Genomic DNA, 12472 nt, shown 5'->3' with positions numbered 1-12472 from the left:
TTCTACTTGCATTCTCATGATCCCAGATCCGGTTTGGATGACTGTCCGGACACGCTGCGCGGCGCGCGGCTCGGCAGGGCCCAGCCCCACAGCATCCCATCTCGAAACGGCAGCGCCAGAAACAGGTGCTCCAGCGCGCCCAGAAAGCACAACGTGGTCAGCAGGCTGGCCCCAACCATTTCGGCGCTTCCGACGGGAGCGGCGAGAGCCAGCGACGCAAACCAGGTGCCCATTGCCGCGATCGCGATAATCGAGACCGCGAGGAGCACGGTCATGCGGTTCCGGTCGAAATACGTTTTCAGATAGGCGAGATGCTGCGGAAGCATCTCTGCGGTGGAATTGGGCGCGCCGACAAACATGTTGATCTTTGCCGTAAGTCTCAGGGCCAACAACAGCACGAACACGGTCGCTCCGATCTGATTGGGCGCGTTCCATGACAGCGAAATCAGCAGCAACGCAGTGAGCGCCAATGCGACCTCGTGATGGATCACCGTCGCGCTGGCCTGCGCAAACCGGCGTGCTCCAGTCAGACCTTCCTCTGCCGGTACGCGCCTTGGGCCTGCTGCGGCGCCGGTGAGAAAACCGATCTCGTGCCAGCCCCACACCATCAGCGCACCGATGAAGGCCAGATACACGGCCCAAAGCGCCGCCGATTGCGATGCAATGAGGATCGTGATCAGGCCCGCAATCCCGCACACGCCGCCAATCATGAGGCTGCGCGAAAACGTAGCGCGCTCACGGTTATCGGCCCAGGCAATCAGCCCGGTCGCGACAAACCAGATCGCCACCGTCACTATGAACGGTACAATATGGCCGCTCCAGCTTACCATGCAGGTTGCAGCCGGATCGATTGGGGCAGGGTGTTTGACTTGGTCCGCTGGAAATACATCTTGGCGAAGTTCCAGCCAGCGCCTGCCGTCCCGCTGATGCGTTTCGCCAGGCCGCCAAGGCCGCCCTGTTCCTTGCCAGCCTCGATCCGCAAGGCTGCCTGGCGCAGCGCCTCCATATTGGCGCGGAAGGCCGGGTTGTCGATATCGAGCTCCACCGGGAAGACCTGCCGGCTGATCTGGTTGCAGACCTTAAAGACCTCGTAGTCATACTCGGTCGGATCGACGCCCAGTGCCTTGTGGAACACCGGTACGTGCGTGATCGCGCACATACATCGTAGCATAGACCGAGAGCAGGAAGAACCGGATCCAGAGCTTGTTGTAGCCTTTCAGCAGCTTGGGATCGGCATGCATCAGCATCGCAAAGGCCTCGCCGTGGCGGAACTCATCATTGCACCATTCTTCGAACCAGTCGAAAATCGGGTGGAACTTGTGTTCCGGATTGGCGGCGAGGTGCCGGTAGATCGTGATGTAGCGGGCATAGCCGATCTTTTCGGACAGGTAGACCGCGTACCAGATGAATTTCGGTTTGAAATAAGTGTACTTCTTGGTCTTGGTCAGGAAGCCGAGATCGACGCCTATGCCTGCGTCTTTCAAGCTTTCGTTGATGAACCCGGCATGGCGGCTCTCATCGCGCGCGAGCAGCTTGAAAAGCTGCTTCACGTCCGGGTTCTTCGTACGCCGCGCGATTTCGGCATACAGGATGCAGCCCGAAAACTCCGAGGTCATGGAGCTGACGAGAAAATCGGTGAATTCGGCGCGCAGCTCCGGTTCGAGGTTTTCGATGACGCCGGTGAAGCTGTCATTGTGCTTGAAGTGGGTCTTGTTCGGATCGCCCTTCATGTCGGCGATCAGCTGGTCCCATTCCTCGCGGACAAGCGAAACGTCGATGGCGTCCAGCGCGTCGAAGTCCGTCGTGTAGAAACGCGGGGTCAAGATCGTGTCCTGGGTCGCGATCTCCATCGCGTCGTCACTCGTTATCGGTGCATGAGCGTTCATTTGATCCTCCCTGGATTGAAGCTGACTTCGTAAAGTTCCTTCAAGTCGAAATAGGCTGCGAGCCGGGTCAGGGCGCGGCTCAGCGGACCGGCGCGCGTCACTGTCGCGGCGCGCTCGAAAACCGCGCTGTGGCCAAACGGGATCGCGATCGGATCGCCGTGGACGCGCACCTTGTCGCCCGGGCGAAGTTCAACATTCCCGTCGAGTTCGACATGTGCATGGAAATGGTCGGAGCTTTGCTCGACCGAGATGGTGCAGGGCGTATCGAAACGCCTCACTGCGGTGGCGCTGGATCCCATCAACGCGTCTCCTCTTGTAGCATGGCGGCAAAGACCGCCCGGTTGTCCGACCCGAAAGAGGCCAGTTCGACACTTTCGCCGGTGGTGCTGTCGCGCAGGGACAGCGATCCGTCGCTCCATTCGATCAGGTCGAACGGCGTCGCAGGGCCGATGCCCCGGATGCGCCGTTCGTGGACGAGGCTGCGCAGGCTGGAGCGGACAAATCCGCCATGCCCCACGCCAAAGCGCGCCACTTCTGCACGGCTGGCTGCATCCTCGACCCGCACCGATCCATCCGCCTCATCGTAGAATTTGAGGCTGCGCGTCGCGGTTGCGGTCGTGCCTTCCTGCGCGCGTACATCATTCGCTATCGCGGTACGATCGACATAGCCCAGGCTGACCGCCGCGGTCAGCGCCAGGGAAAACGCCGCCACACTGCCCATCAGGATGAGAGGCACTTTGTGGACGGTGATTTCGTCTTCTTCGTACTCGCGAACGATCATGCCGGCGCTCCTTCAAACCCGCGATCCGCAGCACCGCTGTTTGCAGGGCGAGCAGCAGGGCCGTTCACTTGCTGACCGTTTTGCACCGGCTGTTCCTTGATCTCGGTCAAATTGTGCTCGATTGCGCTCACGTTTGCGCACGCATCGGCCAGCAACTCGGCGACATGGGCGGCATCCGGCACAGCGCGCAGCATTGGCTGCGGCTTGGTGAATTTCCACGGACGCGCATGAGGCCACATCAGCAGGTTACCCAGCATCCGCTCACCGTTGAGTTCGAGCGCGATGTCGCCATGTCCCTTGCCGCGACTGTTGAGATGCGCGGCGCCAATATGCTTGAGCGGAATGTTGATCCGCGCTTCGATCGCCATGCCGATACGCATGATCACCCGGACATCGGTGATGATGTACAAGGTGCTTCGCGCGCTAAGCCAGGCAAGACCCTGCAGGATTGCAAGAGCGGCAATGCCCAGCACCATGCAGACAGCGGCGCTCGTCGTGTTACCGAACATCAGCGACACCGCGATCAAACCGGCAAAGTAGAGCGCCACGGTTCGCGTGTGAAACGCCGTGCGGGCAAGGACTGACAAATCGGGCCGTCCCTGCCAAAGCGCGCGTTCATCAGCCGCAGGCGTACCCATCGGGTCCCCATCGGCGCTCGGCCCTTGGGCCTCGGTGGGAGCGGTGTTCAAAGCCACGGTTCGCTCCGTTCCGCGGTCGCGTGCAGGTAGCCGCCGCCGTAATATGCCATGATCTTGTCCTCTTCGAGCCGCGTGATCTGACCGGCTGTTGCAAGCCGCGGTACGGCTTCGAACTGCTCGGAGGTGATGGCGCTTATCTCGACCTGCTCGGGGTTGTCGGGCAGGATGCCGGTGAGCAGGCCTTTGGTCTGGACCGCAACGACATTCATCGGGGCGAGGACTTTCGTGCCGGCATTGGTCGTCACTTCGATGTAACGGATGATGTGCTCGGACTGATCGACCCAGATATCGCTGACCCTGCCGGCGACCGTCTTGTCGGCGGCGATGACAGGCCAGCCCACCAGGTTCGGATCGTTCGGCGCGATCACGATGTCATGGCTATCGGCGATTGGCACGATGCGTGGTTTGCCGTCGAAGGTCAGGTCGGGATAATCTTCGCGGTTGGCATAGGATGCCGCGCCGAAGCCGTCTTTCATCGCATCGCCGGTCGGCACGTAAGGCGCTCCGCCTGCGCGGAAAGTGCGCTCACCGGGGACGTTGACCGGATCGCGGGCGACGTCCTCTGGCACATAGGTGCCGCGCCCGTGAGGAAGCTTGAAGGTCTTCTTTCCCGCATCGGAAAGCGGAAGGCCGGTTTCGACCTTGCCGGTAAATTCGTCCTCGAGCGGATAGCCCTCGCGGCGGCTTTCGCGGTTGAGATAGATCACCAGCCCGACGAAAAAGACAAAGAAAGCAAGGAAGGCGAGTTCGGCGACGTCGAATGTCCCGACAATGTAAGTGTTATTCATTTCACGTTCCTCTCGGTACTAATTGCGGCGAAAGCGGCGGCCGCATTCATGTCGGGAACTCGCGCAAGCCGAACGGCTGGCCCGCGCCCTCCCGTGGATCGGTGGCGGTTCTGCGAGCGCTACCGACAAGCGGTCCGATCGCGGCGAGGCCTGCAATAAGCAGCAGGATTTCGAGCACGTAGACGGTGGTGTAACCGGTTGCGCGCGTGGATATGGCGGCGGTCTGATCGCCGTTCATCACGATGAAGGAGACGGTGTCGCGCAGCGCTCCGCCGAGAGCTATGCCCGCTCCAGCACAAGTCGCCTGCACCGCTCCCCAGGCACCGAGTGCGAGACCGGCGGTCGAGCTCTTGGCGAGGTTCATCGCCTCGATCAGGGTGCCGACCGAAAACAGGCCGAGGCCGAGGCCAATGACGGCAGCCCCGATAAAGAGCATCAGCGCAGAGCCGAAAGGTGCGGCAAACAGGATGATGAGGAAAGCAGCTACGCCGGTCACCAGTCCCAGGCCGGCGATGCGCAGCGGATCGCCCCCGCGCGATAGCATCCGGCCCGAAGCCATGAAGCCAATGAGCGCTCCAAACGCCCATGCGCCTGTGAGGCTGGTGGTCGCGCCGACCGAAAGGCCGAGCACTTCCCCGCCGTAAGGTTCGAGCAGCGCGTCCTGCATCGCGAATCCAGCTGCGCCGATACCGATGGCGATCAGCAGCCGGGCGTTGCGGTACGTCCTTAACGAAAGCCTGCCACAGCTCGCGGAAATCCGGCGTCTCGCGGTCCGGCGCGGTAATCTCGACGTTGCGCGCTTCCTGCTTCCAAAGGGCAGTTACGTTGAGGATCATCGTCAGCACCGCTGCGCCCTGGATGACCTGGACCAGCCGGGTCGGGGTGAATTCGATCAGCAAGCCGCCAATGACGAAAGCCGAAAACATCATGCCGATCAGCAGCATCACATAGAGCAGCGCGACCGCGCGCGGACGCTTGTCTGCCGGGGCGAGATCGGTTGCGAGCGCGAGTCCGGCGGTCTGAGTGATATGGAAACCGGCTCCGGTCATCAGGAACGAGGCCGCTGCCGCTATCACCGCAATGTTGAACCGGTCCGGATTGTCGAACAGCAGCAGCGCAAACGGCATGATCGCAAGCCCGCCGAATTGAAGCAGGGAGCCGAACCAGATGTACGGGACGCGGCGCCAGCCAAGAACCGATCTGTGCGTATCCGACTTGTGCCCGATCAGCGCGCGGAACGGCGCAACCAGAAGCGGGATCGCAATAAGGGTCGCGACGATCCATGCCGGTGTGCCGAGCTCTACGATCATCACCCGGTTGAGCGTGCCGTTGAGAAGCACTGTCGCCATCCCCACGCTGAACTGAAACAGCGCCAGCCGCAGCAACCTGCCGAGCGGCAAATCGATGCTAGCCGCGTCCGCAAATGGCAGCATCGCCATTGCGAATTCAGTCCAGTTGGCCGCAGCCTTGGAAGAAGGGCGGGGCGAAGCGCTCATCCACGCCTTACCAGTTCAAGCGCCTGGCTGGTGTAGAACCCGCTCGATACGCGCTGCGTCCGGTACGATCTTCCAGTCTTTGAGCCGGCCAAGCCGCGCGCGAAGCTCGGTTTCGGATACCGGCACGATGGCGGGCGAGCGATTGTTTTTCGGGAAGACCTTGCCGACCGTGTGCATCGCACCGAGCAGCCGGGTAAGCGGCGCGAAGGTGAACAGCATGGACCGAGTGGTGCGCTCGCCGAGTTTCTCGACGGCATCGACCAGGTCTTCGGGCGCATAGTGGATGAGCGAGATCCATCGCCACTGCGTGGGCGAATGTGCCGAGCGACGGATCGAGCATGTCGCCCGCCATCCAGTCGATCCGGCCATGACCGATGAAGCTCGGCGTGCGTTCGCGCGCGACGTCCACCAGGCCGCCGGCAACATCGATGCCCGTCACTTCGCCGCCCCGGCACGCTGCCGCGATTGCCAGCGCGCCAGTGCCGCAGCCTGCATCCAGTACCCGGGTGCGGCGCAGGTCGGCGGGCAGCCAGTCCATCAGCACCTTGCGCATGTCTTCGCGCCCGGCGCGAACGGTCGCGCGGATACCGCTGACCTTGGTGTTGGAGGTAAGGTCGATCCAGGCCTGCTTGGCGGTGGAATCGAAATAGGTCGCGAGAGCTTCGCGGCGAGCCTCGAAATCGGTGTATGCCGATTTGCTGTCAGGATGTGTAGCCATCATTCAAACCCCAAAAAGTCGAAGATGTCGCGGTCTTTCATCGGCTGTGCGCTCGACGGGTCGACCCCTGCCCACAGCATCGCCGCGAGCCGCAAATATTCGTCTTGCGCCGCGATCACTTCGGGATCGTCGCCCATTTCGAACAGGGTGCATTTTTTCAGGCGCGAGCGGCGGATCGCATCGACATCGCGGAAATGCGCGAGCCGCTCCATTCCGATTTCGTTGCAGAAGCGGTCGATCTCGTCGGTCTCGCGGCTGCGATTGGCGACCACTCCGGCGAGCCGCACGTCGTAATTCTTCGATTTCGCGCCGATTGCTGCGACGATGCGGTTCATGGCGAAGATGCTGTCGAAATCGTTCGCGGCGACAACCAGCGCACGCTCGGCATGCTGGAGCGGGGCAGCAAAGCCGCCGCACACGACATCGCCGAGCACGTCGAAAATGACCACGTCGGTGTCTTCGAGAAGGTGGTGCTGCTTGAGCAGTTTCACTGTCTGGCCAACAACATATCCGCCGCAGCCCGTGCCTGCCGGAGGCCCGCCTGCTTCGACGCACATGACGCCGTTATAGCCTTCGAACATGTAATCGTCGGGGCGCAATTCCTCGGAGTGAAATTCGACCGTCTCGAGCACGTCGATCACGGTCGGCATCAGCTTCTTGGTCAGAGTGAATGTGCTGTCATGCTTGGGATCGCAGCCGATCTGGAGCACGCGGTGGCCAAGCTTGGAGAACGCTGCCGACAGGTTCGACGACGTGGTCGATTTGCCGATCCCGCCCTTGCCGTAGACCGCGAAGACCTTCGCGCCCTTGATCTTGTCACTGGGATCGAGCTGGACCTGAACGGACCCCTCGCCGTCTGGCGGAGTGAAGGCCGAATTGGGTGTTTGCAAGTTCATGGCGTCAGATCCCTCTGTGTAAATTCATTCGGCTGCGAAGACGCCTTCGAGGCGGTCTTCGAGCTCGTCGTTGGCCTCGCGCAAGGCGGCGAGTGTTTCGTCATCAGGCTCCCACAGGTGGCGGTCGCACGCCTCCAGCAGCCGGTTTGCGACCCGCGCCGAGCTTTTCGGATTAAGCTCGGCAAGGCGGCGGCGCATGGCTTCGTCAAGGACGAAGGTTTCGCTGATTTTCTGGTAGACCCACGGCTGGACCTGACCGGTCGTGGCCGACCAGCCGAGGGTGTTGGTCACATGCATTTCGATATGGCGCACGCCTTCGAAACCGTGGTCGAGCATCCCTTCGAACCATTTTGGATTGAGCGTGCGGGTGCGGGTTTCAAGGTCGATCTGTTCGGCGAGCGTGCGCACCTTGGCATTGCCGCGGGTGGCATCGAGGATGTAGACGGGCGCATCCTCGCCCTTGGCCCGCGCGACCGAGCGGCTGACCCCGCCAAGCCCATCGACATACTGGTCGAGATCGGTGATCCCGACCTCAACGCTTTCGAGGTTCTGGTAGGTAAACTCGACGTCCTTGAGCGCGCTTTGCAGCAATTCGCGGTGCTGAACCGGCGCGCCGTTTACGCCGTAAGCAAAGCCCTTGTTGATCTCGAACGCATTGGCGAGTTCATCCGGATCGGCCCAGACCCCGCCGTCGATCATCTGGTTGACGTTCGCCCCGTAGGCCCCCTCCGCGTTGGAGAAGACCCGCAACGAAGCGGTCTCGAGGTCACAGCCATGCGCCTGCTGATGCGCGAGGCTGTGCTTGCGCACGAAGTTTGCCTCCGCCGGTTCATCGGCTTGGCTGGCGAGCAGGGCCGCTTCCGCCAACATCCGCGTTTGCAGCGGCAGCAGGTCGCGGAAAATGCCCGAGAGGGTCATGACCACGTCGATGCGCGGGCGGCCCAGCTCTTCGAGAGGGACCAGTTCCGCGCCGCACAGGCGACCATAACTGTCGCGCCGTGGCCGCGCGCCGAGCAACGTCATCGCCTGCGCGATCTGTACGCCTTCGGACTTCATGTTGTCCGTGCCCCACAGCACCATCGCGATGCTTTCCGGGAAGGGCTTGCCGCTATCGACATGGCGAGCGATCAGGCGCTCTGCCTGGTCGAGGCCCTGCTTGCACGCAAAGGCGCTGGGGATGAGGAACGGGTCGAACCCGTGAATATTGCGGCCCGTGGGCAGCACATCGGGATTGGCGACGATGTCTCCACCGGGAGCCGGCTGGACATAGCCGCCATCCAGCGCGTGGATGAGCGAGCCGAGTTCGTCGCTCTCGTCGAGTTTCGCACCGAGCGCAGCGCGATCGGCATCCCCGTCACTATCCGCGCCATTTGCCGCCTCTTGCATCGCGTCGAGCATGTCGTCGCGCTGTGCACCGGCAGGGTTTTGGCCCAGGACATGCAGTCCGTGCGGGATCAGCGTCGCTTCGAGTTCATAGAGGCGCCCTGAGAGGCCGCCAATTTCGCCGCATTCGATATCGAGCGCATCGCACTGATCGCGGATGATCTCGGCGAGATCGGCGCGCTCGGCATGGCCGTCCTCGTCGTCGGCGGTAATCCGCCAGCGCTCGACACTTGCCTTGAGCTCGGTCAGCCCCTTGTAGAGCCCGGCCTGCGCGAGTGGCGGGGTCATGTAACTCACCAGCGTCGCGGCCGAGCGCCGCTTGGCCAGCATTCCTTCGGAAGGGTTGTTGGCAGCATAGAGGTAGTAATTGGGCAGGTCGCCGATCAACCGCTCAGGCCAGCAATCGCCGGTCATGCCGGTCTGTTTGCCCGGCATGAATTCGAGCGCGCCATGGGTTCCGAAATGCAGCACCGAATGCGCGCCGAAATCCTCGCGCAGCCAGCGGTAGAATGCGCTGAAAGCGTGGGTTGGGGCGAAATTGCCCTCGAACAGCAGACGCATCGGGTCGCCTTCGTAGCCGAAAGCAGGCTGGATGCCGACAAAGACGTTGCCGAAATGCGCGCCCAGAACCTGAATATGGCCGCCATCGCTTTGCGCCTTGCCCGGCGCGGGACCCCATTGCGCTTCGATTTCGGCAAGATGCGGTTCGCGGCGGACGTGCTCGTCTGCGGGAATGCGCGCGGCGACATTGGCGTCGGCGCCGTAACGTTCGGCATTGCCCGTAAGCAGTGCCTCGCGCAGCGTGTCGACAGTTTCGGGGACGTCGACGCTGTAGCCCTCTTCTGAAAGCCTGCGCAGCGCGGCGTGAAGCGATTCGTAAACCGCCAGGAATGCCGCTGTGCCAGTGGCGCCTGCGTTGGGCGGGAAATTGAACAGGACAACCGCCAGCTTGCGCTCGGCGCGCTCGCTGCGACGAAGCTCGATCAGTTTGGATACGCGCGCAGCAAGCGCTTCGGTCCGTTCGGGGCATCCCTGCATCGGGCGCAGGTGATCGGAAGAAGGGCGCTCGCATTTGCGCTCGCAGCCCCGGCATGTCGCAGCGTCCCCGGCGCGGCCTCCGATTACGCTGGGCACGGTCGAGCCGTCGAGTTCGGGCAGGGCGACCATCATGGTGGCCTCCAAGGGGAGGAGACCTTGCGGGCGTTCGCGCCATTCCTCGAGCGTCTGGAATTCGATGGCGTGCGCTGCAAGATACGGCACGTCCAGTTCGCCAAGCACCTCGCGCGCGGCTTCGGCGTCGTTATAGGCCGGGCCGCCGACCAGCGAGAAACCGGTCAGGTTGACGATCGCATCTACGACCGGGACGCCTTCCGGGTCGAGGAAGAACTTCTCGATCGCAGGGCGCGCATCGAGACCGCTGGCAAATACGGGGACGACCTTCATGCCTGCCGCCTCGAAAGAGGCGATGGCGGCATCGTAGTGCCCGCAATCGTGACCCAGCAGGTAGGAACGCAGCAGGATCAGGCCGACCGTGCCATTGGGCGCCTTGCCGCGCGGCAGAACCCGCAGGCTTTCGGAAATCCGCTGTTTGCTGCGCGGGTGGTACACGCCGGTTTCGGGATATTCGAGCGGCGCTTCAGCCTTGGTAATGCCGCGGCGGCCCGCGCGCTCGCCAGCGGCATAGCGGTCGATCAGTGACCGCACCATCGCAATGACATTCTCGTCCGATCCGGCGAGCCAGTATTGCATCGTCAGGAAATAGGCGCGCACGTCCTGCGCCGTGCCGGGAATGAACTTGAGGATCTTGGGCAGGCGGCGCAGCATCTTCATCTGCCCGGCGCCCGAACTTGCCCCGGCTTTCTTCGATCCGCGCAGTTTCTTGAGCAGTGCCAGCGGACCCTTTGCGGGGGCATCCATGCTGTATCCGCCCATGCGGGTGAGCTTCACGATTTCGCCTGCAGACATCAGGCAGACCATCGCATCGCAATCCTCGCGGCGGGCTTCAAGCGTGGGCATGATCGCGCGGCAATGATCGTCGAGGAACAGCATCGTCGCGATGACGATATCGGCTTCCTCGATTGCCTGCTTGGTGGCTTCCAGCGCGCTCGTGTCGCGGTCCCAATCGGCAGCGGCATGCAGGCTCAGCTCGATGTTTTCTTCGGCGAGCTGCTTGCCAGCGCGCTCGACAGCGCCCTTCAGGTGGTTGTCGAGCGTAACGATTACTGCCCGCACAGGCGTTTTGCGGTGCGCAAGGATCGAGGCGGGCGCTTCACCGGGCATAGTGCGCTTTCGCATCATAGAGCGTTTCGAGGTCGATTTCGGCGCGGCCCTGATGCTGCGCAAAGGCCTCGGTGTTGCGGCGCGCCTTGCCGCGCACGAAGAACGGAATCTTCTTCAGTTCGCGCTCGGCTTCGCTGGTCCAGATCGATCCGTCATTGGTAGGGACCACCGGTTCGACAGGCACGTCGGCTTCGATTTTCGGAGTGCGCGGCGAATGCGCGGCATGATGCGATGCGCCCGCCTCGTCGGAAAATTCGAAGTCTTCGCGGAACATGGTGAGCAAGTGCTCTTCGAGGCCCATCACCAGCGGGTGGACCCAGGTGTCGAAAATCACGTTCGCGCCTTCAAAGCCCATTTGCGGAGAATGGCGCGCCGGGAAATCCTGCACATGGACGGGCGAGGAAATGACCGCGCAGGGAAGGCCCAGTCGCTTGGCGATATGGCGTTCCATTTGCGTGCCGAGCACCAGCTCGGGCGAAGCGGCTGCAATCGCGTCCTCGACCGCGAGGTGATCGTCGGTGATCAGCGGCTCGACGCCATATTCCTTCGCAGCGGCGCGGATTTCGCGGGCGAATTCGCGGTTGTAGCAGCCAAGTCCGCAGACCTCGAAGCCGAGCTCATCGCGGGCGATCCGGGCGGCGGCCACGGCATGGGTTGCGTCGCCGAAAATGAACACCCGTTTGCCGGTCAGATAGGTCGAATCGACCGACCGGCTCCACCAGGGCATTCTTGAAGAGGTGTCGCCGAGGGCAGGCGTGGGATCTGCACCTGCCAGCTCGGCGACGTCGGTAATGAAAGCACGTGTGGCCCCCACACCGATAGGGATGCTGCGCACGGTCGGCTGGTCGAATGTCTTTTCGAGCCAGCGAGCCGCTTCGTCAGCAATCTCGGGATAAAGAACGATGTTGAAATCGTACCGCACCGATCCGCGTGATGTCCTGCGGTGTCGCATCCAGCGGCGCCACCAGATTGACCTCTACGCCCAGCGTATCGAGGATTTTGCGGATTTCGACGAGGTCGTCGCGGTGCCGGAAACCCAAGGCGCACGGGCCGAGAATATTGGCCCGCGCGGCGCGGCCCTCGCGCGGTTCGCGCACGATGGTCTTGTCCGCCAGGTTGCGCACGATCTGGTAGAACGTCTCGGCAGCGCCCCAGTTTTCCTTGCGCTGATAGCTTGGCAGTTCCAGCGGGATTGCGGGGCAGGGCAGGTCCATCGCCTCGCTGAGACCGGACGGATCGTCCTGGATCAGTTCGGCAGTGCAGGACGCGCCGACGATCATCGCCTGCGGTTTGAATCTTGCAGCGGCATCGCGCGCGGCGTTCTGGAACAGCTGCGCTGTATCCTTGCCTAGGTCGCGCGCTTCGAAGGTGGTGTAGGTGACCGGCGGGCGCTTTCCGCGCCGCTCGATCATGGTGAAGAGCAGATCGGCATAGGTGTCGCCCTGAGGCGCGTGGAGAACGTAGTGCAGCTTGTCCATCGCGGTCGCGACGCGCATCGCGCCGACATGCGGCGGTCCTTCATAGGTCCAGACGGATAATTGCATCG

The 12472-nt window shown here is 62.6% G+C and carries 8 protein-coding genes and 4 pseudogenes; all 12 read right to left on the bottom strand.

What is annotated here, in order from left to right:
- Positions 1-14: 14 nt before the first annotated feature.
- The 12 genes and pseudogenes from puhE to bchB all read right to left on the bottom strand — a co-directional run bounded on the left by puhE (position 15) and on the right by bchB (position 12470).
- The gene (gene puhE / locus AC0L39_RS12790) at positions 15-830 is read right to left on the bottom strand and encodes a putative photosynthetic complex assembly protein PuhE (RefSeq protein ID WP_473258407.1); all 816 of its coding nucleotides are present in this window, start codon (positions 828-830) and stop codon (positions 15-17) included.
- Positions 824-1886 (bottom strand): annotated as a pseudogene (gene acsF / locus AC0L39_RS12785) (magnesium-protoporphyrin IX monomethyl ester (oxidative) cyclase). The gene puhE and the pseudogene acsF overlap by 7 nt, the downstream one beginning before the upstream one ends.
- Positions 1883-2185, bottom strand: coding sequence for a hypothetical protein (locus AC0L39_RS12780; protein WP_473258406.1), 303 nt, complete (start codon positions 2183-2185; stop codon positions 1883-1885). Before AC0L39_RS12780 ends, acsF begins: the two are co-directional and overlap by 4 nt.
- The gene (gene puhC / locus AC0L39_RS12775; RefSeq protein WP_473258404.1) at positions 2185-2667 is read right to left on the bottom strand and encodes a photosynthetic complex assembly protein PuhC; all 483 of its coding nucleotides are present in this window, start codon (positions 2665-2667) and stop codon (positions 2185-2187) included. Before puhC ends, AC0L39_RS12780 begins: the two co-directional genes overlap by 1 nt.
- A complete protein-coding gene (gene puhB / locus AC0L39_RS12770; RefSeq protein WP_473258402.1) occupies positions 2664-3362 on the bottom strand; it encodes a photosynthetic complex putative assembly protein PuhB in 699 nt (232 codons plus the stop codon). The genes puhC and puhB overlap by 4 nt, the downstream gene beginning before the upstream one ends.
- Positions 3353-4153, bottom strand: coding sequence for a photosynthetic reaction center subunit H (gene puhA, locus AC0L39_RS12765; protein WP_473258400.1), 801 nt, complete (start codon positions 4151-4153; stop codon positions 3353-3355). Before puhA ends, puhB begins: the two co-directional genes overlap by 10 nt.
- Positions 4154-4199: 46 nt before the next feature.
- Positions 4200-5502 (bottom strand): annotated as a pseudogene (locus AC0L39_RS12760) (MFS transporter).
- A 162-nt stretch (positions 5503-5664) separates the two neighbouring features.
- A complete protein-coding gene (locus tag AC0L39_RS12755) occupies positions 5665-6018 on the bottom strand; it encodes a hypothetical protein (protein WP_473262381.1) in 354 nt (117 codons plus the stop codon).
- Positions 5945-6187 (bottom strand): annotated as a pseudogene (locus AC0L39_RS12750) (methyltransferase domain-containing protein); the annotation flags it as partial. The gene AC0L39_RS12755 and the pseudogene AC0L39_RS12750, both read right to left, overlap by 74 nt.
- A 179-nt stretch (positions 6188-6366) precedes the next feature.
- On the bottom strand, positions 6367-7263 hold the full coding sequence (gene bchL, locus AC0L39_RS12745) for a ferredoxin:protochlorophyllide reductase (ATP-dependent) iron-sulfur ATP-binding protein (RefSeq protein WP_473258399.1): 897 nt from the start codon (positions 7261-7263) through the stop codon (positions 6367-6369).
- Between the two features lie 24 nt (positions 7264-7287).
- Positions 7288-10926, bottom strand: coding sequence for a magnesium chelatase subunit H (locus AC0L39_RS12740; protein WP_473258398.1), 3639 nt, complete (start codon positions 10924-10926; stop codon positions 7288-7290).
- Positions 10916-12470: pseudogene (bchB, locus tag AC0L39_RS12735) on the bottom strand (ferredoxin:protochlorophyllide reductase (ATP-dependent) subunit B). The gene AC0L39_RS12740 and the pseudogene bchB overlap by 11 nt, the downstream one beginning before the upstream one ends.
- Positions 12471-12472 lie beyond the last annotated feature (2 nt).

The organism is Erythrobacter sp. K21-9 (assembly GCF_055808355.1).
The sequence above is the reverse complement of the archived record's forward strand: the minus strand, read 5'-3'. Positions and strand labels throughout refer to the sequence as shown.

Bases quoted from the DNA above. Each gene is read 5' to 3' on its own strand.
- AC0L39_RS12780 (WP_473258406.1), bottom strand. From the start codon at position 2,185: ATGGGATCCAGCGCCACCGCAGTGAGGCGTTTCGATACGCCCTGCACC.
- AC0L39_RS12755 (WP_473262381.1), bottom strand. From the start codon at position 6,018: ATGGCCGGATCGACTGGATGGCGGGCGACATGCTCGATCCGTCGCTCG.
- puhA (WP_473258400.1), bottom strand. From the start codon at position 4,153: ATGAATAACACTTACATTGTCGGGACATTCGACGTCGCCGAACTCGCC.
- puhE (WP_473258407.1), bottom strand. From the start codon at position 830: ATGGTAAGCTGGAGCGGCCATATTGTACCGTTCATAGTGACGGTGGCG.
- AC0L39_RS12740 (WP_473258398.1), bottom strand. From the start codon at position 10,926: ATGCCCGGTGAAGCGCCCGCCTCGATCCTTGCGCACCGCAAAACGCCT.
- bchL (WP_473258399.1), bottom strand. From the start codon at position 7,263: ATGAACTTGCAAACACCCAATTCGGCCTTCACTCCGCCAGACGGCGAG.
- puhC (WP_473258404.1), bottom strand. From the start codon at position 2,667: ATGATCGTTCGCGAGTACGAAGAAGACGAAATCACCGTCCACAAAGTG.